This window comes from Paraburkholderia sediminicola (genome assembly GCF_046027825.1).
GTDB classification, from domain to species: domain Bacteria; phylum Pseudomonadota; class Gammaproteobacteria; order Burkholderiales; family Burkholderiaceae; genus Paraburkholderia; species Paraburkholderia sediminicola_D.
In genome coordinates this window covers 1-19,483 of sequence record NZ_JAQQDU010000079.1, presented here as the reverse complement: position 1 = coordinate 19,483, position 19,483 = coordinate 1, and the positions used below count along the sequence as shown (strand labels likewise).

At 62.7% G+C, this 19,483-nt stretch carries 18 protein-coding genes and 1 pseudogene; 11 read left to right on the top strand and 8 right to left on the bottom strand.

Annotated elements, in window-relative coordinates; genetic code table 11:
* Positions 1 to 67: 67 nt before the first annotated feature.
* Positions 68 to 755: pseudogene (locus PQQ96_RS31800) on the bottom strand (response regulator).
* Between the two features lie 265 nt (positions 756 to 1,020).
* Here PQQ96_RS31800 and PQQ96_RS31795 point away from each other — a divergent pair.
* The 6 genes from PQQ96_RS31795 to PQQ96_RS31770 all read left to right on the top strand — a co-directional run bounded on the left by PQQ96_RS31795 (position 1,021) and on the right by PQQ96_RS31770 (position 7,894).
* Entirely contained in the window at positions 1,021 to 1,623 is a 603-nt protein-coding gene (locus PQQ96_RS31795; RefSeq protein WP_408299897.1) for a YbhB/YbcL family Raf kinase inhibitor-like protein, read from the top strand.
* 190 nt (positions 1,624 to 1,813) lie between these two features.
* The gene (locus tag PQQ96_RS31790; protein ID WP_408299895.1) at positions 1,814 to 2,386 is read left to right on the top strand and encodes a flavodoxin family protein; all 573 of its coding nucleotides are present in this window, start codon (positions 1,814 to 1,816) and stop codon (positions 2,384 to 2,386) included.
* Positions 2,387 to 2,674: 288 nt separating this feature from the next.
* The gene (gene argC / locus PQQ96_RS31785; RefSeq protein WP_408299894.1) at positions 2,675 to 3,622 is read left to right on the top strand and encodes an N-acetyl-gamma-glutamyl-phosphate reductase; all 948 of its coding nucleotides are present in this window, start codon (positions 2,675 to 2,677) and stop codon (positions 3,620 to 3,622) included.
* 490 nt (positions 3,623 to 4,112) lie between these two features.
* Positions 4,113 to 5,540, top strand: a complete 1,428-nt coding sequence (locus tag PQQ96_RS31780) for a DUF2957 domain-containing protein (RefSeq protein WP_408299893.1) — start codon at positions 4,113 to 4,115, stop codon at positions 5,538 to 5,540.
* A gap of 100 nt (positions 5,541 to 5,640) precedes the next feature.
* Positions 5,641 to 6,897, top strand: a complete 1,257-nt coding sequence (locus PQQ96_RS31775) for a DUF2957 domain-containing protein (RefSeq protein ID WP_408299891.1) — start codon at positions 5,641 to 5,643, stop codon at positions 6,895 to 6,897.
* A gap of 172 nt (positions 6,898 to 7,069) precedes the next feature.
* Positions 7,070 to 7,894, top strand: a complete 825-nt coding sequence (locus tag PQQ96_RS31770; protein WP_408299889.1) for an OmpW/AlkL family protein — start codon at positions 7,070 to 7,072, stop codon at positions 7,892 to 7,894.
* 301 nt (positions 7,895 to 8,195) lie between these two features.
* Here PQQ96_RS31770 and PQQ96_RS31765 read toward each other — a convergent pair whose 3' ends face one another.
* Complete coding sequence (locus tag PQQ96_RS31765) at positions 8,196 to 8,831, bottom strand: LysE family translocator (RefSeq protein WP_408299887.1); 636 nt, start codon at positions 8,829 to 8,831, stop codon at positions 8,196 to 8,198.
* 82 nt (positions 8,832 to 8,913) lie between these two features.
* Positions 8,914 to 9,783 carry an NAD(P)-dependent oxidoreductase gene (locus PQQ96_RS31760; protein WP_408299885.1) on the bottom strand — a complete coding sequence of 290 codons (870 nt, stop codon included), beginning with the start codon at positions 9,781 to 9,783 and terminating at the stop codon, positions 8,914 to 8,916.
* A 94-nt stretch (positions 9,784 to 9,877) separates the two neighbouring features.
* Between PQQ96_RS31760 and PQQ96_RS31755 the strand changes: the two genes are divergently transcribed.
* Together PQQ96_RS31755 and PQQ96_RS31750 are read left to right on the top strand one after the other, a co-directional pair.
* The gene (locus PQQ96_RS31755; RefSeq protein ID WP_408299883.1) at positions 9,878 to 10,633 is read left to right on the top strand and encodes a Mut7-C RNAse domain-containing protein; all 756 of its coding nucleotides are present in this window, start codon (positions 9,878 to 9,880) and stop codon (positions 10,631 to 10,633) included.
* Between the two features lie 137 nt (positions 10,634 to 10,770).
* On the top strand, positions 10,771 to 11,049 hold the full coding sequence (locus PQQ96_RS31750; RefSeq protein ID WP_074281957.1) for a hypothetical protein: 279 nt from the start codon (positions 10,771 to 10,773) through the stop codon (positions 11,047 to 11,049).
* Positions 11,050 to 11,202: 153 nt separating this feature from the next.
* On the opposite strand, the gene PQQ96_RS31745 is transcribed toward PQQ96_RS31750, so the two are convergent.
* From PQQ96_RS31745 to PQQ96_RS31730, 4 genes are all read right to left on the bottom strand, one after another.
* Positions 11,203 to 11,415 (bottom strand): hypothetical protein, encoded by a 213-nt coding sequence (locus PQQ96_RS31745; protein ID WP_408299881.1) that lies wholly within the window; start codon positions 11,413 to 11,415, stop codon positions 11,203 to 11,205.
* Positions 11,416 to 11,641: 226 nt separating this feature from the next.
* Entirely contained in the window at positions 11,642 to 12,394 is a 753-nt protein-coding gene (locus PQQ96_RS31740; RefSeq protein ID WP_408299879.1) for an IclR family transcriptional regulator domain-containing protein, read from the bottom strand.
* Between the two features lie 107 nt (positions 12,395 to 12,501).
* Positions 12,502 to 13,680, bottom strand: coding sequence for an SDR family oxidoreductase (locus PQQ96_RS31735; protein WP_408299877.1), 1,179 nt, complete (start codon positions 13,678 to 13,680; stop codon positions 12,502 to 12,504).
* Between the two features lie 70 nt (positions 13,681 to 13,750).
* Positions 13,751 to 14,467 (bottom strand): MipA/OmpV family protein, encoded by a 717-nt coding sequence (locus PQQ96_RS31730; RefSeq protein ID WP_408299931.1) that lies wholly within the window; start codon positions 14,465 to 14,467, stop codon positions 13,751 to 13,753.
* A 251-nt stretch (positions 14,468 to 14,718) separates the two neighbouring features.
* Between PQQ96_RS31730 and PQQ96_RS31725 the strand changes: the two genes are divergently transcribed.
* From PQQ96_RS31725 to PQQ96_RS31715, 3 genes are read left to right on the top strand one after another with little or no spacing between them, the layout of a single operon-like run.
* Positions 14,719 to 15,444: a response regulator gene (locus PQQ96_RS31725; RefSeq protein WP_408299875.1), complete on the top strand. Its 726-nt coding sequence runs from the start codon at positions 14,719 to 14,721 to the stop codon at positions 15,442 to 15,444.
* Positions 15,445 to 16,890: an ATP-binding protein gene (locus PQQ96_RS31720; RefSeq protein ID WP_408299874.1), complete on the top strand. Its 1,446-nt coding sequence runs from the start codon at positions 15,445 to 15,447 to the stop codon at positions 16,888 to 16,890.
* A 44-nt stretch (positions 16,891 to 16,934) separates the two neighbouring features.
* Positions 16,935 to 17,870: a DMT family transporter gene (locus PQQ96_RS31715; protein ID WP_408299872.1), complete on the top strand. Its 936-nt coding sequence runs from the start codon at positions 16,935 to 16,937 to the stop codon at positions 17,868 to 17,870.
* Here PQQ96_RS31715 and rtcR read toward each other — a convergent pair.
* The gene (rtcR, locus tag PQQ96_RS31710; RefSeq protein ID WP_408299929.1) at positions 17,858 to 19,444 is read right to left on the bottom strand and encodes an RNA repair transcriptional activator RtcR; all 1,587 of its coding nucleotides are present in this window, start codon (positions 19,442 to 19,444) and stop codon (positions 17,858 to 17,860) included. The two genes, PQQ96_RS31715 and rtcR, sit on opposite strands and share 13 nt — an antisense overlap.
* Between the last annotated feature and the right edge of the window lie 39 nt (positions 19,445 to 19,483).

The following is a 19,483-nucleotide window of genomic DNA, read 5'->3' as shown; positions in this document are numbered from 1 at the left end:
GCCTGTCGATGAGACAGGCGGCCTTTTTTCATTACGCTCGTCCGGCCGGACGAAAGCTTGACCGTGGCTAGGACGCGCCGCCGGTTCCGTCGACCGAATGCGACGACAGATTCAGCAAGCCGTTGCTCTGCGCGTACTGGAACAACTCGGAATCGCGATCGATGCCGAGCTTGCGCATCGCCGTATTCTTCTGCGTGCTGATCGTCTTGATGCTGCGATTAAGCTGCTCCGAGATCTCCTTGATCGTCATGCCGGAGACGAACAGGCGCACGACCTCGAGTTCGCGCCGCGACAGCATCACTTCTTCGTTCTTGCCGCCGGCATTCATGCGCAGCGTATCGAGCGACGCCTTGACCGACGGGCTCATGTATTCCAGGTTGCGACTGACATGCTGCACCGCAAGCCCGATGTGGCTCAGATCGTCCGATTTGTTGACGACCGAGGTCACGCCGAGTTCGCTCAGCCTTTTGAGCAACGCGGCATTTTCCAGCATCGTCAGCACGACGATGGGAAGGTCGGGAAAATTGCGGCGCAGATAGCCGATCAGCGGCAAACCGTCGCCGTATTGGCCGCCTGGCATGGCCAGATCCGTGACGAGCACGTCGCACGCCACGGTCTGCAGCACCTTGACCAGTTCGGTTGACTGTCGCGCGCGCGACGACCTGCAGACCTGGAAACTTGAGCAAAGCCTGTTCGGCGCCGAACAGAATCACCGGATGGTCGTCAGCGACCACGACCCTGACTGGATCTTGCATTGCCCTCCCCTCGACAGATAAACCACTCTCCAAAACTTCTGACATGCCTTTCTATTCTTGGTACTTGAACTGATCGGGTACGCGGTCTGTATTCGCGCGGACAATTCCTCCGACTATAGCCGATTTCGCGCCCGCCCAGCCCGCTGGCGGCAACAATGATCCGTCGCAAAGCGAATGTTAGACTTGATTCGACCTTGGGGCACAAAATAGGGACAATAATCCTCACGAGGACAACTGCCTCGCGCCCTGACAGGAGAACCGGCACATGCGCTCGCGTTGCCTGGTTGTTTCGCTTGCTTCGCCGTTCCGCCGTCTGCCGTTCCTCACCTGCGCGATGCTGGGTCTCGCGCTATGGGCGGCGCATGGCACGCCCGCACTCGCTGAAGGTGCGTTCACGCTGACCAGCGCCAGCTTCCATGCGGGCGGTACCGTGGATGCGGCTCAGGTTTTCGATCAGGACGACTGTAAAGGCGGCAATCGCTCGCCGCAATTGACGTGGCACGATGCGCCGGCCGGCACGCGCAGCTTCGCAGTCACCGTGTTCGATCCGGATGCGCCTGGCCGCGGCTGGTGGCACTGGGCGGTGGCGGCCATTCCGGCCAGCGTCGACAGCTTGCCGGAAAACGCCAGCGCGTCGGGCTTCCTGAAGAAAATCGGCGCGGTCGAAGCGCGTAACGACTTCGATATCGACGGCTACGGTGGCCCCTGCCCGCCGCCCGGCAAACCCCATCGCTACGTCATCACCGTTTATGCACTGAACTCCGCCGACCTGCGCCTTGCGCAGGGACGCCCGGCGCTCATGTTCGATCATGAAATCGGTACCGCCACGCTTGGGAGTGCGCGGATGGTGGTCAACTACGGACGGTAGCGGCACCCGTCGAAATCGCGCCAATGGCCGCAGGGCTTGCAAGCGTATTGCCGCCACAGCGGAATTTCTGTCATCCGCGCACGCTAATGTGCAACAGCGCGGCGTAAGCGATGCTTGTCGATGCCGCGTCGCTGCATGCGCGCACCGTTACCGTGCCTACCCCTGCCAATTCATCTTGCCGGAGAGTGCCATGTCGAAAATCGTCATCGTTTATCACAGCGGCTACGGCCACACGAAGAAAGTCGCCGAGGCCGTGCTGGCCGGCACGCTCGAGGCGGGCGCGGACGCGAAACTCATGCCGGTCGGCGAGATCGATGACGCGGCCTGGGCAGAACTGGCGGCCGCCGACGCCATCATCTTCGGCGCGCCGACCTACATGGGCGGGCCGTCCGCCGACTTCAAGAAATTCGCCGACGCGAGTTCGAAACCGTGGTTCGGCCAGGTGTGGAAGGACAAGATCGCGGCCGGCTTCACCAACTCGGCGACCATGAACGGTGACAAGTTCTCGACGATTCAGTACCTCGTCACACTGGCGATGCAACACAGCATGATCTGGGCGGGCACCGGCATGATGCCGTCAAACACCAAGGCGGCGACCCGTAACGACCTGAACTACGTGGGCGGCTTTACGGGTCTGCTGACGCAGTCTCCGGCGGATGCATCGCCGGAGGAAGCGCCGCCCGCGGGCGATCTGGAAACCGCCCGGATGTTCGGCCTGCGCATCGCCGGCGTGACGGCGCGATGGAACGCGGGAGCGCGATAACGTACTGTCCGGCGGCCCATCCCGGGAAGCCGAGGCCCTGCCTCGCGCGCTCGAGGCGGGCGCCGCGCTTCGTCGCAATGCGAGGCACGCCCCTTGGCAAGCGCCGCCAATCTGTCCGGAACCCCCTTGCTTCGGCCGGCATCTCCCGCTTAACCGGTCACGCCGATGTCACTTTCGGCGTGCATCGTCGTTTTTTCACCCCGTTTTGCACGTCCGCCGCTGTCAGGTCTTAAAATAGCGTTCCGGCGCGGTGTCGCGCCCCGTTTCCAGCAAGCCAGTGAGATCGAGATGAGCACGAAAGTTTTTGTCGACGGACAGGAAGGTACGACCGGCCTGAAGATTTTCGAATACCTGTCCCAGCGCGCCGACGTGGAGATCCTGCGCATCGAAGAAGCGAAACGCAAGGACCTCGAAGAGCGCCGTCGTCTCATCAACGCATCGGACGTCACGTTCCTGTGTCTGCCGGATGTCGCCTCGCGTGAGTCGGCCTCGCTGGTCGAGAACGACCACACCGTCCTGATCGATGCCAGCACCGCCTTCCGCACGTCGGCGGACTGGGCCTACGGCCTGCCCGAACTGGCCCACACGCAACGCGAGCGTCTGCGCACCGCGAAGCGCATCGCCGTGCCCGGCTGCCATGCATCGGCCTTCGTGCTGGCCATGCGTCCGCTCGTCGAAGCCGGCGTGGTGGGGCCGGAGTTCGCCGCGCACGCCTACTCGATCACCGGCTACAGCGGCGGCGGCAAGAAAATGATTGCCGACTACGAAGCGGGCGGCAATGACAAGCTCAAGAGCCCGCGCCCGTACGCACTCGGCCTCACGCACAAGCATCTGCCCGAAATGGCGGCGCATACGGGCCTGAAGTCGGCGCCGGTTTTCACGCCGATCGTCGGCGACTTCTACAAGGGTCTCTCGGTCACCACGTTCTTCTCCCCGAATCAACTGGCCAAGAAAACCACGCCGCAAGACGTACAGGCGCTGTTCGCCGAGTATTACGCGGGTGAAGCCTTCGTGCACGTCGCGCCGTTCGATGCGGAAGCGAACCTCGACGGCGGCTTCTTCGACGTACAAGCGAACAACGACACCAACCGTGTCGACCTGTTCGTGTTCGGCAACGAAGAGCGCTTCGTGACCGTCGCGCGCCTCGATAACCTGGGCAAGGGCGCATCGGGCGCAGCAATCCAGTGCATGAACCTCGCGATCGGCGCCGACGAAGAAGCCGGCTTGAAACGCTGAGCTAGCGAGAGAGACAGACAGCATCCGCTGTCAATCCGCTGAAAAAGCCGGTCTTTACAGACCGGCTTTTTTTGTTTTAAAAAACCTGCCTTTAAAATTCCTCTTTTGCAATTAATCAGTAGTAGCCCGCATTACTTAAAAACTAGAAATCGGACTGCTGATCAACTACCGGTAATTCATGCCTGGATTGGCCCGCGCAGCATAGTTTCCCGCATAGGGAAACTCCGTATTTTTTCTCGAACGGTCGTTCGAAGATGATAGAGCCATTTTGCTGGAACGCCTGCCTGGTAAGGGCATGCGGCGAAGCAACGGTACCGCTGCCGAAGCCAAAATTCCTTTTTTGTTTAAAAGGGCCGCCAGGCCCCATGCAGTGTGCGTCCCGCAATAATTTCGCTGTTTGAATCGATCTTTTTAGACGGCTCATTCAATTGACAGGCATTAATCGCGCAGCGAAATTAGTTCGCACAATTACATGTAGGGAGACAGCAGCATGTCGCACGCCATTACTCGAGGCCTGGCGATGGCCATTGCCATGACCCCGTTCCTCATCGCTTGCGGTGGTGGCAAGGCCGGCGATCCCAGCGCGGTCAATGCACCGCAATGCTCGGGGTCGAGCTGCGGCGTGCAAGGGCCGCCGACTTCGAGCGCGAGCGCGGCCCCGCTATGTCCGGCTACCGCCAACATCGGTCAAACGACGTATCTCGGTGGTGCGGGCAGTGGCGAAATCATTCAGTTGAATATCAACGCGACTGCGATGACGTACACGCTGAAGTGGCTCGAGTCGCCGATTCCGTTGCGCACGGGCGAGGTCCTGCCGACGCGTGCGGGTACGCAGATCACGGGCGCCGTGATCCACCCACCGACCGGCGCGCTGCCGACGGCCGAACAAATACGCTGCGCCTTCATTCTCGGTGCAGGTACCGGCACAGGCGTCGGCGACGGTCAGCCTTATACGACACCCGACTTCGTCAACAATCCGAATCCCCCGATGATCCTCGTCGGCCAGGGCGTGGCCGGTGGCGGCATTCCCGGTGCGACGGTCGAGTATGACGGGCTGACTATCGCCCCGCTGCCAGGCCTGGAGAACATCGGTGCCGTTCCCAACCGGCACTTCGATTTCTATCCGTTCCTCGGTTTTGCCACCACGACGACCGATATCACGAAGTTGCCCGGCACCTACAACGGACTGCTCTACCATCTTGTGCCGTCGGGATCCTATGCGGCAACGGCAACCAACACGGTTGAGACCTTCGACGCAGGCGGTAATTGCACGGGCTCCAATCCGGCCAACTCAGCGTTTCATCCGAGTGCAAGTGGATGCCTGACGACCGGCACCGCCTGGACGCTCAACAGCAGCGGCTACTTCGACAGCAAAAACGCGCCGCAGATCGGTACTCAGTTGACGCTGCCTACCGGGCAAAGCGGCTCGGTGGCTCCGGCTCACATGATTCTCGGGCAGATCAATGGCGCGACAGTGCCGCTTGTCATCCGCACGGGTTACGTGAATCTCGGCACGGCGCCGCTGCATCTCGACGCCCAGGTCGACGACGAATCCGGCATTGCCATGCTTGCCGCGGCCACACCGCTCGCATCGGGCGGCTTCGACGGCGGTTACGTCGGTGCGGACTCCAACTTCAAGTACACGGCCGCGCTGATCCAGGGCGGCGTCGGCAGCTTCGTCAACCCGTCGACCTCCGCCGCGGAGGATGGCTTCGGCCTGGGCTACGGTCTGCCGAGCCCTGGGCTGGTGGGTGTCCAGCAAGCGAACGGTCAAACGGGGCTCGCGATCGCCTCCGGCGGACTGTATGCGATTGAGATTCAAGGCACGGTCAATGGAGGCGTTGCGCCAACGTCGCAGCTCAGCAGCACCGCCTCCAGCGCCCCCTACTTCGGCATCGGAGCACAGATCAGCAAATAAGGACCGAAGCATCAGCAGTTCGCAGTACGAGACATAACTAGAGCAAGAGGTGGCAGGACAGGGAGTCGGCCACCCACAACGAGAAAATTCTGGAGGCGGTATGAATTGGAAAATCCTTTCGGTGCTCGCTCTTGCAGCACCGTTGCTGGGGGCGTGCGGTGGTAGCGGGAGTGGTAGCAGCAACGGCGATGGACCGGTAACGGCAGTTAGCCTGTGTCCTTCGTCGCTCGACTACAGCACCGTGTTCACGGGCGGTGGTGGTGACGGCGAACTGGTCAAGCTGCAGCTGGACACGACCAAGATGACGTGGCAAGTCAGCTACATCGAATCGCCGATCCCGACGACCACCGGCACCGTCATGCCGACACGCGCCGGCCAGACCGCAAGCGGCACGCTGACTCAGGAAACCCTGCTGCCGACCGCCAAGCTCAACCAGTGTGCCTTCCGCCTGAACGGCGCGAGCCTCGACCCGAATCGTCCGGCGCGCATTTTCGTCGGCGAAGGCGTGGCGGGCGGCACGATTCCGGGGGCGGAAATTTCCTTCGCCGGGATTCTCGGCGTGGGCGCGGTGCCCGACACCACGTTCCCGTACTACCCGTTCATCGGTTTCTCGTCGATTGAAACGAACATCGCGAACGTGGCCGGTACCTACAACCAGGTCGGCTATCACCAGATTCCGTCGCAGAACTTCGCGCCGGTCGCGGTCAATTCGAAGATCACGATCAACGCGGACGGCACGTGGACCGAGTGCGACAACTCGGGCGTCAACGCGGGCACATGCCAGCAGCCGGGTACGAACCTCGTCCAGTCGTCTGACGGTAGCGGCGCGTTCGAAACCGACAACTTCCTGGGCCAGGCCAAACCGACGCTCGCCACGACGCCCAAGGCGCGCGGCTACATGATCGTCGGCAAGCTGCGCAACCAACTGGTGCCGATTCTGGTACGCGCCGGCGCAGCGGACTCATCGGTGACCACGCCGGTGAACGGCTCTGTTGGACCGTATGCGGACGATGAATCAGGCATCTCGATCCTCGCGCCGCAAAGCTCGATCGCGGTGAACTCGCAAAACGGTGAGTACATCGGTGTGGATAGCCAGTTCGACTATCGCACCACGGCACTCGAAGGCACAGAGGCCACGCTGCTGGATCCGTTCAATGCATCGCAGGCATCGCTTGCGACGGCGCTGAATCTGGACTTCACGCAGACCGTGCCGGGTGTCGTCACGACGACGCAAGTGAACGCCTCGACGGGCACCACGCCGACCGGAAAGATGATCTTCACGGGTGGCGTGTTCGGCTACCTCGATCTGACCAACGCGGCCTCGCCGTACTTCACGATTGGCGCCTTCGTCCAGTAATGGACGCATCACGCGTCGCCAACACGCAGCGAGGCGTTTGCGTCCCCGCTGCTGCGCGCAGTAACCGCGCGGCAGCCGGCGTCCAGCACGTATCCAGCGCACCGGCCGGACAGCTCACCCGCCGCCGCTCGCCGTGCGCGATGAACGCAACGCGCGCCTCAGGAGGAACAACATGAAAAAAGTCTTTTTCGCGATACTGGCCGCCTGCCTGTCAGTCAGTGCGCACGCCCAGCACGCGGGCGACAACGTCGCCGTGCTCGGCTGGTTTCACGTGATGCCGCAGGATTCGAGCACGCCGCTCACCACCTCTGTCGCGCCGACGCCGATCAATACACCGCTGCGTCTGCCGAGTTCGTTCACGTCGGCCGGCACGGGTCTGTCGACCAGTAAAGCCGACACCGTCGGCCTCGTCTTCAGCCACTACATCACCGATCACATCGCGGTGTCGACGGTGGCAGGCGTGCCGCCGGTCTTCAAGATCTACGGGCACGGCACCATCCAGCCGCCGGGACCGGCGGGCGCGCTCGGTCAGCAGAATCTCGGCGATCCGCAGACCAATCCGATCGTGAAGAGCGTTCGCCAATGGAGCCCCGCGCTGCTGTTCCAGTACTACTTCAACGCGCCGACCTCCAAGTTCAGGCCGTTCCTCGGCGTCGGGGTGTCATACAACTGGTTCTCCGATCTCCAGCTGAGCCAGAACTTCGTGCAGTCGACGCAGCAAAACCTCGGTGCGGTGCTGGCAGCGGGCGCAGGCAAGCCGGGGCAGACGCAGGTGTCGGCGAAGGCTTCGTCGTCGTGGGCGCCGGTATTCAATGCGGGTCTCGCGTACAACATCACGGACCACTGGGGCCTCGTGGCATCGGTCACGTACATTCCGCTGAAGACCACCTCGTCGGTCATCATCAAGGCGGCGGACGGGACAGAACTGGGCGTCTCGAAGTCCGAACTGACGGCCGATCCGATCATTTCGTTCCTGGCCGTCTCGTACAAGTTCTGATTGCGTGCTGAGTTCGACGGCAGACGCGACAAAGGCGGCGGTCCCGCGAAAGGGTCAGCCGACTTTGTCTTTTCTGGAGAGCGCTGGAAATTCAGGGCAAAAAAAAGCCCGCCTAAGTGGGCGGGCTGAATCCATATCAGAGGAGACATGGAGGAGACAAGACGAACTATAGCAAATGGTTTGGTGCGGCGCAACATTCAAATTAGGGTAGACCCTCAGCGTTGCATCAGCGCCACAATCTTCGCTGCGCCTGGTGAACGGCGTTGCGTGCGTTGAGTGCCACGCGCCGCTTGCCGTTGGCCTAATGGCGCACCAGCGCCATCATCGCGCCGAAGCCGACGAATACGCCGCCGGTCAGGCGATTGAACATTTTGGCGACGCTGCGGCTTTTCAACCTGGCCCCGATTCGCGTGCCGAAACCTGCGTACACCAGGTACCAGCTCACCTCGATGACGGCGAAAGTCGCGACGAGCACACCGAACTGCGGCAGCTTGGGCTGCGCGGCGTCAATGAATTGGGGTAGCAGCGCGGCGGCGAACAGGATGGCTTTCGGGTTGCTGCCCGCCACCAGGAAGCCATTGCGGAACAGGGCGAGGCGCGAGCGCGCAGGCTTGGCGGTGAGTTCGTCGACCGCGCCGGCAGCGCCTTCGTCGGCCGGCGCCCGCCAGGCCTTGATGCCCAGATAGACGAGGTAAGCCGCGCCAATCATCCGCAACGCGTTGAACATCGCCGGCCACGCCTCGAGAAACACGCCGAGGCCCGCCGCCGACACCGCCAGCATCAGCACCAGCGCCGACAGGCAGCCGGCCATAGTCGCGCTGGAACGGCGCAGCCCGTGCTGGGCGCCGTGCGTCATCACCAGCAGCATGTTCGGACCGGGGATCGCGGAAACGACGAAGACAGTGGCGACGAACAGCCACCAGGTATGCAGACTCATTGGAATCGACGCAGAAAAGGATCGGGCAGCTATTATGCCCGCCCGCACCTTTAAGCGAGCGCCCGCAGGCACCCGCTCCCGCTTAGCGCCCTGCCCGCCGTGCCGCCACCTGCCCCAGCACCGCGAAGTCTTTCTCGCCGTCGCCATGCGCCACGGCTTCGATCAGGCTGTCGCGCACCACGCTTGCGATCGGCAACGGCGTGTTGACCGATTCAGCGGCTGCCAGCGCAAGACGCAAGTCCTTCAGTCCGAGACGCGCCTTAAACATCGCCGGCTCGTAGCGCTGCTCCGCGATCAGCTTGCCGTAGCCCGAATAGACCGGGCCCGGAAACAGGCCGCTCGTGATGACATCGAGGAAATCCTGCATCGCGAGGCCGTGGCCGGTCACCAGCGTCGCCGCCTCGCCGAGCGTCTCGACGGCCGCGCCCAGCATGAAGTTAGCCGCGAGTTTCATCACGTTCGCCTGCTGCGGCAGCGAACCGATGCGCCAGGTTTTCTGGCCGATTGCGTCGAAAATGGGCTGCACGCGGTCGATCGACTCGGCCGGGCCACCCGCCACGATCGTCAGCTTGCCCGCCGCCGCGACGTCTGGCCGCCCCAGCACCGGTGCTGCGACGTAATGGATGCCGCGCGATGCGTGCGCCGTCGCCAGTTCTTCGGCCAGCGCCACCGAGATCGTCGCCATGTTCACGTGGATCAAGCCGCGCGGGGCGTGTTCCAGCAGCGACGCAGTGATGACTTCGCGCAACGCGGTGTCGTCGGCGAGCATCGAGAACACGGCGTCGCCCGCAAACGCTTCAGCCGGCGTCGCGACGATCCGCGCACCTGCGTCGGCGAGCGGCTGAGCGCGTTCCGGCGAGCGATTCCACACGCGCACCTGATGCCCGGCTTTCAAAATGTTTGCAACCATCGCGGCGCCCATCTCGCCGAGACCGATAAAACCGATGTCCATCTGTCGCTCCATCCTCTAAGGAACTGGAAGTAAAGCACACCCATGCGACACCTGCAGGACAGCGCGCAATTAAACACGGTGCGATACTGATGTGATGGTCACCGCGACATTCCGCTTCTATGAGGAGCTGAACGATTTTCTCGCCCGGCCGCTGCGCCGGCGCGCGTTCAGTTACGCCTGCGCGCGCGGCGCGACCGCGAAACATATGATCGAAGTGCTTGGCGTGCCGCATACCGAAGTGGAACTGATCCTGGTGAACGGTGAGTCGGTTGGTTTCAATCATCCGCTGACCGACGGCGATCGCGTCGCCGTTTATCCGAAGTTTGAAGCGCTCGACATCCAGCCCCTATTACGCGTGCGCGCCCATCCACTACGCGTGGTGCGCTTCATTGCCGATGCGCATCTCGGCGGTCTCGCCCCGCTGCTGAGGCTGGCCGGCTTCGATACGCTTTACGACAACCACTATCCCGACGCCGATATCGAAGCGCTCGCCGCCGCACAACAGCGCATTGTCTTGACGCGCGACCGTGAGCTATTGAAACGCCGCACCATCACGCATGGCTGCTACGTACGCACGCTGCGGCCGCGCGAGCAATTGCGTGAAGTGTTTGAACGGCTCGATCTGGCCGGTAGCGCGCAGCCCTTCCGCTTGTGCCTGATGTGCAATGCGCCGTTGCGGCGTATCGCCAAAGATGAAGTTGGTGATCGGGCCCCCGATGGCGTGCTGGAACGGCATAACCAGTTCGTCACCTGCGACGTGTGCCGGCGCGTGTTCTGGGAAGGCACGCACTGGCAACGAATGCGTGCGCTGATGGACAGCGTGGCAGGCGCGCCGGAACGGCCCGCCTGAACCCCGTTCGACGGCTCGGACTCCACCTGGCCGGAGCACCGTTCCACGGCCGTTTGAGTGCGGAATCGCCGCCGTTCGCTCGACGCCCGGCGCGATGCGTACAATGCGGGATTACTTATCTGGCAGAGGCCTTCCGTATGGCGATGAAAAAAACCGACCTTGAAAAGAACAAGGCGCTCAAGCTGAACAGCGCAATGAAGCTTTCGACCGCCGACCGCTTTGGCAAACCTGCCGCCGCCGACCCGAAGCTCGATCGTCGCGAACAGCGCAAGCTCGACCAGGCGCAGGGCCTCGTCGCGTTCGCCTGCAAGCTGAATGGTGATCTGGTCACGGAACTGAAAGAACGGGCCGCCACGCATCCGGAAGGCATGACCGGATTGCTGAACGAGGTCATCAAGCGCGGCCTCGCGGGCTAAACACCGTCCAGAACCGCCGCCCAATACAAAAAGGCCCGAGCAGAAGCTCTGGCCTTTTTGCTGGCGAATTTAACCGGAACTGTGCTGCACTCGCCGACTAGCGGCGCGCAGAAGAGAACCGGCAGGGTTCGCCCGACGAAACCAAGCCGAAGCTTAGTTTGCCGTGCCCTTGTCGTTCGTGCCGGCTGCCGAAGCTGCTGCCGAAACCGGAGCGCGCTTACCGTGCGTCTTCAGCTTCTTGACGTGATGCTTCTTCGGCGCGCTAGCAGCAGCGGCCGGCGCTGCTGCGTCCGATGCCTGTGCGAAAGCTTGAACGGAGACCAGCGCGATCGATGCGGCTGCGAGCGAGACGATAAATTTTTTCATGTGTTGTTCCCCAAACCTGGACGACTGAGTCAGTGTGAATGAAATAGCTGCACGGTGAAGCAGACAGGGCTTGAGGCGCCTTACCGCTCCCCGCGGGAGAGTATTACGCAGCGTAGGCGGTTTGTCATGCCCAAAACTCGATATGTATTTTCCGCGAGACAGCTTGCTTTCGATATGCTTTCACTCATTAAGCATGCCGTATCAGGGAGATTACCTAGGCCCGCTTCTAGACCAGATTGCGCAGCAAACTGGCGGTTTCCTGAAGGGTCGGCAGCACCCGATGCAGCGCGGCATTCGCCGACTCCTGCCCAATCGGCATGCTCACGCTGATCGCCGCCACGACCGAGCCGTGCCGGTCACGCAACGGCACCGCGACACCGCGCATGCCCAGCTCCAGTTGTTGATCGGTGACGACATAACCATCGCGGCGGATTTCGCTCAGCACTTCGCGCAAGCGCTCGGTGGTCGAGTAAGTGTGCGGCGTGAACACCTTGATCGGATAGGAGGCGAGCCACTGGTCGATGCTTTCCGGCGCCTGGAAGGCCAGCAGGATCAAACCCGCCGACGACAGCGGCGCGCTCGCCCGTGAGCCGAGCACGAAACCGACCGCCATTGCGCGGTTCACACCGTTGCGCGCGACGTAGACCACGTCGTGTTCGTCGAGAATCGCGACCAGCGCGGTTTCCTGCACGGTCGCGGTGATGCGCTGAAGAAATGGCTGCACGGTGCGCGGCAAGCGCGCTGAATCCAGATACGACTGACCGAGCCGCAATACGCGCGGCGCGAGCCAGAACAGCTTGCCGTCGGTATCCACGTAGCCGAGTTCGCGCAGCGTCAGCAGATAGCGGCGCGCCGCCGTGCGCGAGAGCCCGGCGCGGCCGGCTACCATGGTCGGCGTCATGCGCGCGTGCTCTTCGTCGAATGCCTCGATGATCGCCAGCGCCTTCGCGGCGCCGGCAATCCAGTCTTTCTCGTCCATTGCGTCTGCCTGAAAGTCGGTCGGCCCTGTCGGTCAGTCGTACCGTGAGCCGGTTGGCCGTTGCGCGATTATCGCGCGAGTCGCTCGCCATTCAGCCGGTCAAAGGCTTATTTGAAGTCCCAGCGCATCTGCTCGACAATCCCTACCCCACGCGAAGTCCGCAGGCACTCGCTCACATAGTCCGTGAAGGGCAGTGGCTCGAAGCCGATCTCGTCACGCAGACGGCGATTGTCGAACGCATAGTCCAGCTCCGCGAAGCCGGCATACAAACGCAGCGCGTGTTCGATCAGACGGCCAGTGCCGCTACGGTCGCGGCCCACCACCTCGCGTGCGATCTTGCCGAAGTCGCGCACGCGGCACATGGAATAGCGGCGCCCTGAGGTGCCGGTGGCTTCGTCCATCGCGCTGATGATCTGACCGATGGTCGGCGCTTCGGCACCCGCCGAAACGTGATACGTATCGAAAGCCAACGACGGCTTCACCGCCAGCAGAGCGAGCGCACGCGCGCAGTCGTCGGCGGACACCACGTCGAGACGGTTCATCGCTCGCGCCGTGAAGCGCCGCGCACCGTGCACTACGCGAAATACCCAGAAGATGCTTGCCGAAGGCAGCGTGCCAAGCACCGTATGGCCGACCACAATCGATGGTCGCACCACCACCAATGGCAAGCGCGGATACGTGCTGCGCAACAAGCGTTCGACTTCGCGTTTGCTCCGCGTGTACGGCACAAGGTGGGGTGTCTCGCCATAGCCGAACGGGGACTCCTGCACGTTCGCGCCGCATTGCGTGCCACACGCCATGGCCGTGCTCACATGCAGGAAGCGCCGCAGCGCTTTGCTGCCAACAAAGCGCGACGCAAAGCGCAAGGTGTCGTGCACATTCGTGTCGAGCACTTGTGGATGCGTCGAAAACGACGCCATCGCTGCGCAGTTGATCACGTGCGACGCTTTGGCGAGTCGCGCCAAATCGATCTCCGAAAACGCGCTGCCCAACTCACCGACCATGACGTTCGCTTCCGTGATCTGCTGCGAGCGAGCATGCGGCAAACCGCAGCGCACCGCCGACGCACGCAGCCGTGCGAGCGCATCGGCCACGCTTGCCCCGCGCACGAGGCACACCATGCGTTCGACCAGACCGGCGTTGATCAGGGTCACCAACAGATTGCCGCCGATAAAGCCGGTCGCACCGGTCAGCAACAAACTGTCCACGCCGATCACCTGCGCGCGCGCCGACGATATCAGGCTGTCCTGCCAGCCATTGGACAGAGGGGTTTGCCATGCAAACATCGCTAGCTCCTTGCAGAGACATCAGAGTGTCGATTCGGACAACCGATCAACAGGGGGTTCAACACACACATCAATAGCGATACGTCAGCGCGGTGATCGCAAAGTAGTTGTTCTTCGACTGCACGATCGGGCTGTTCGCCGACGCACCGAGCAGGCGCGTCACGCCGCCTTCGGTATGCACCGACCACCGCGGCGAAAAACTGTAGGTCCAGGCGGCCGACACCTTGGCGCTGTCGAATCCGCCTTTCACCGCGTACGGCTGAAAGCGGCTCGCGGCCGCCTGCGCGTCGGTGACGCCGAAAAAGGTCTGCGTATAGCGGCCGCTGCCGGCATGCACGCTGCCCTTGATGCTGATGTCGTTGTCGACGGTTTGCAGCACCGGCACCGTCAGGTCGACGTGGCCGCTCGTGCCGCGACTCGTGTTGGTCACCGGCTGGTCCAGCGTGATGCTGATCGTCGACGGACCGAACAGATGCGCGCCGACCTGCACGGAAACCATCACCGAACCGGGAATTCGCCCCATGCCACTCAAATAGTCGGAGCCCGGTAAATCGGCGCGATTGCGATCGGTACGGCCGAAGTCGTAGCTCAGCGCCGCGGAGGCGAACAGGCCGTTGGCGAAGTTGTGCTTATAGCCGAGACCATCGGTCGGGCTCAGAAAGATGCCGTTGCTGAACTCGGCAGAGATCAGCGGCGCGACGAACGGACGGTAATCGCGGCTGCCCTGATAGCGCGGCGCCACGCCGCCAGCCAGTGAAAACAGATAGAAATTCTCGGCGTAGGCCATCGACGAGCAGGTCAGGCCAAACAGCGGAACACACAGGTAAGAGAGGCGTTTGCGCACGATCAGGACTTTTTATTTGGGATGGAAGACGCAGTCTAGGGACGCCGCCTCGCCACGTCTGTCCTGAAGTTGGGGGAATGTGTGCGCAATTGTGCTCAAGTGTTCGCGAGTGTTCGCGGCGCACCCGGCACGCGTGCGCGCGGATAGAATCGGCGCCTCGCGGATAGAATCGGCGCCTGATAGTGGAGACCGACATGAACGAAGCCCCCCTCAAAACCGGCGTGCTGCTGGTCGAGGACGACGATCGTCTCGCGCAGTTGATCGGGGAGTACCTGAACAGCTATGAATTCAGCGTAACGATCGTGCGGCGCGGCGACACGGCCGTGGCCGCCGTGCGCGAGCACAAACCGGCGCTGGTGATTCTCGACCTGATGCTGCCGAACATGGACGGCATGGAGGTCTGCCGCCGCATTCGCAGTTTTTCGCGCGTACCGGTGCTGATCCTGACGGCGCGCGGCGACGTGTTCGACCAGATCGCCGGTCTGGAAACGGGTGCCGACGACTACGTCGTCAAGCCGATCGAACCGCGCGTGCTGGTCGCGCGCGCCCGTGCCTTGCTGCGGCGCGCGCTGCCGGCGGAAAACGCGGAACCATCCACGCAGGACGACACGCTCACCTTCGGCGAACTGGTGATTTCTCCGCCCGATCGCGCAGTGAGCTGGCGCGGCCAGCCGGTCGATCTGAAAACCGCCGAATACAACCTGCTGCTGATCCTCGCGCGCGCGGCCGGCACCGTGCTGAGCCGCGACGATATTCTCAAGCAATTGCGCGGCATCGAATTCGACGGTCTCGACCGCACCGTCGACGCCGGGATCTCACGGCTGCGCCGGCGTTTCGAAGATGCCTCGCTCGAGCCGCACAAGATCAAGACAATCTGGGGTCGCGGTTATCTGTTCAGCCCGTCGGCGTGGGAGGAATAAATGCTCCGCTCGCTGATCCGGCTGTATCTGATCGTTGTCATCGGTGGCGGCCTCGCCATTGCATTCGTCAACACCTCATTCTCGCAACTGTTTCATGAGCGCGTCACACAAACCGAGCGCGACGCGGACCGTACGTATGCATTCGTACTCGAGGATTACCTGCAACGACACGCGGGCCCGGAACGTGCCGCGGCGCTCGAGGAATTGAAAAAGCACGGCAGCGAAGGCTTCAGGTTGATGACAACCGACGAGGTCGAGCCACTGGTCGGCAAGCGCCAATGGCGCGAGTTGCGCGATGGCAAGCTGGTGTTGGACTACGACACCACGAATTACTACCTGCCTCTGTCGGATGGCATCGTCGTCTATGCGCGTCGCGGCGATTCCACCACTGTCGAGATTCAGGCATTCGCGTATGCGTTGCTCGCGCTTGCCACGCTGCTTTCGGTGGTCGTGTGGGTGCACTATCACTGGCGCGAGTTGCGCAAGCTCGAAGCCGCAGCGCGTGCGTTCGGCTCGGGTAATCTGTCGACCCGCGCGCAGTCGTCGACGAAGTCGAACATCTACGAGTTATCGCAGCAATTCAACGAAATGGCGCGGCAGATCGAGGCCTCGATCCTGCATCAGCGCGAGATGATGCACGGCATCTCGCACGAACTGAAGACGCCGCTCGCGCGGCTCGAATTCGGACTTGCGCTGCTGCTGCAATCGCCGGAGTCGCCCGAGCGGCAGCGTGAACGGCAACTGGCGCTGTGCAAAGACGTGCGCGAACTCGATGAACTCGTCACCGAGCTGCTGACGTTGAGCCGGCTGGAACAAGGTGAAGGGCATCTGGTGCTGATGCAGGTGTCAGTGGACGAGCTAATCGACAGCGTCGCCGCGAGCATGTCCAACGATGTCGCCGACCGGTCGCTGACGCTCTCGGTCAGCACAACGGGTATGACCGCAGCCGGCGCCGACGTGGGCTCGTTGGCCGCCCGCACTCCGGGTGCCCGTACGCCGGGTGCCCGTACGCCGGTTGCCCGTATGCCGGTTTCCCGTACTCCCGCGTATCATGTCTGCGATCCCAAACTGGTCGCGCGTGCATTGCTGAATCTGCTCCGCAACAGTACCCGCTACGCACGTCAGGCCATTTCGTTGAGTGCGGCCACCGGCGCGGCAGGCACGCTGGTGCTGATCGTCGAAGACGACGGCCCCGGCATTCCCCTCGCCGACCGCAGCCGCGTATTCGAACCGTTTCATCGGCTCGATTCCAGCCGTGACAGGCATACCGGCGGCTTCGGTCTTGGCCTCGCGATCGTGCGGCGCGTCGCGCTGGTTCATGGCGGCGACGTGCGGCTCGAAGAAGCGGCATCGGGCGGAGCACGCTTTGTGATCACCCTGCCCGCGTTGGCATTGCCCTTGCCGGCGAACGGGTCCGCGCGGCAAGATGTGGCGCGTCATGGTTAAGCCCTGGACGCCTTGTTAGAACAACCGAATTCGAAAAACTGCCCTTGAAGCCCGACACACGCCAACACCTGCGCGCCAACCTGCTGATGCTGATCGCCGCGATGATCTGGGGCTCCGCGTTCGTCGCGCAGCGCCTCAGTCTCGACACGATCGGACCGTTTCTGTTTACCGGGCTACGCTTCCTGCTCGGCGCGCTGGTCGTGCTGACGTTGATCGTCTGCGTGCGGCGCTCCGCCCTTGCGGAATTGTCGAAGCGCGAACCCGGTGGCGCACGCGAGCTGCTCGGTGCCGGTGTGCTGCTTGGCGTCGTGCTGTCCGCGTCGATCTCGTTGCAGCAAATCGGCCTGCAATACACGAAGGTCGCCAACGCCGGCTTTATCAGTTCGTTGTATGTGGTGATCGTGCCGCTGCTGGGTGTGCTGTTTCGTCATCCAACGGGATTCGGCACGTGGCTCGGCGCGACGCTCGCTGCGCTCGGCATGTACTTTCTGAGCGTCAACGAGCACTTCTCGATCCTGTACGGCGACTGGTATCAGCTTGCCGGCGCGTTGGTAATTTCCGTGCAGATGATGCTTGTGGGCCGCTTCGCGCTGCGACACGACACACTCATGTTGGCGCTCGTGCAGTTCGTGACTTGCGGGCTGGTCTGTCTGGTCATCGGCCTCGTGATCGAGCCGATCAGCCTGGCGGTGATCAAGCGCGCCGCGCCGACGATTCTGTACGGCGGTGCGCTGTCGGTGGGTATCGCCTATACGATTCAGGTGGTGGCACAAAGGCACGCGGCGCCGTCGCATGCCGCGGTGATCTTCAGCATGGAAGGCGTTTTCGCCGCGCTCGCCGGTTGGCTCGTACTCGGCGAAACGCTGTCGGCGCGCGCGCTATTCGGATGCGCGCTGATGCTCACCGGTTTGATCGTCTGCCAGGTGATGCCCTCCCCGCGACGCAAAAGCGAACGTGATCGCCTGCCTCACGAAGCGTGAGGGTTGAGCCAGTCGCCCCATTCCACGCCGAAACGTGCGAGATATTTTCGCAGACGGTCGGCATCGTTCGGGTGCTTCCTGGTTTGCCGTGACACGGCAAAGAGCTTGCGCCCCGCATCCGACAAACTCACCGACGCCGCGCACACCTCCAGCACACGCTGCAGCTGCAGGCGATCGAACAGGTCGTAATCTTCGGCACGCGCGCCGAGCGTGCGTGACACCAGATCGGCATCCGCGCCGTCAGGCGGCGGCGTCCACGTTCGCTGCAACCGCTCGATCTCGTGTGCGGCGTTGTCTTCCGTGATGCGTCCGGCGTCGGCCAGGGTCGCCATTCGCGTCACCGAGGCCGACAACTCACGGAAATTGCCCGTCCACGCGGCCTTCGCAGACGTGGCAAACGCCAGATAGCGGCGCCGTGCTTCGACATTGAAACGCACCAGCTCGCCCTGCTCCCGTCCAAAGCGATCGAGCTCGAACTCGAGGTTCGGCTCGATATCTTCGATCCGCCCGGCGAGGCCCGGCAGATCGTATGTCCAAAGGTTGATCCGTGCGTACAGGTCTTCGCGAAAGGCGCCCTGCGCGACCATCGTTCGTAGATCACGATGCGTGCCGGCAATCAGTTGGAAATCGCTGCTGACTTCCGCATCGGCGCCAAACGGCAGAAAGCGTTTCTCCTCCACCGCCTTCAGCAGCATCGCCTGTTCGTCCATCCCCAGCTCACCGATTTCGTCGAGAAACAGCAGTCCTTGATCGGCCGCGCGCAGCAAACCGCCGCGCGCGCTTTGCGCGCCGGTGAACGCGCCTTTGACGTGGCCGAACAACGTCGACATCGCCGAATCGCCTCGCAACGTCGCGCAGTTCACTTCGATAAACGAACCAGCCAGCCGATGCCGGCTGCGCTTCAGTTCATAGACGCGCTTCGCGAGAAACGATTTGCCGGCACCCGTCGGGCCGATCAATAGAATCGGCGCGCGCGAGCGGATCGCGACACGCTCGATCTGATCGATCAACGCGTTGAACTGTGGATTGCGCGTGGCAATGCCCGCCTTGAGGAACGACACGGTCTCCTCGCGCTCACGGGTGAAACGCTGCGCGATGCGGTTGTAACGCGACAGATCCAGGTCGATGACCGACACCTTGCCCGGCCCGCTTTTGCCCTCATCGGTCTGCGGCGGCGGTGCGGTTTGCACCAGGCTCGCCGGCAGATAGCGCGCCTCGGTCAGCAGGAACCAGCAGATCTGCGCGACGTGTGTACCGGTGGTGATGTGGACGAGGTATTCCTCGTTGTCGGTATCGAACGTATAGCCACGCGCAAAATCGTGCAGCGATGCGTACACCTCTTCGAAGTCCCACGGATCGTGGGTGACGATGGGCGTCAGACGCACGTCGGTGAGGGGCGAGACGCCGGCGAGATCACTCTTCACGCGATTGGCGAGCGATTCGTAACCCGGCGAGTACAGCAACTCGAGCCGGTCGACGGGCATGCCCGGTTGCTCGCAGAGGCTAATGGTGGGTCGCCAGCGATGCCAGCGCCGCGCGCCGCCCTGGTCCAACACCGTCCCGAGAAAACCGATGGCGACGCGCTATTTCATTTTTATCTTTCTGTATAAGTT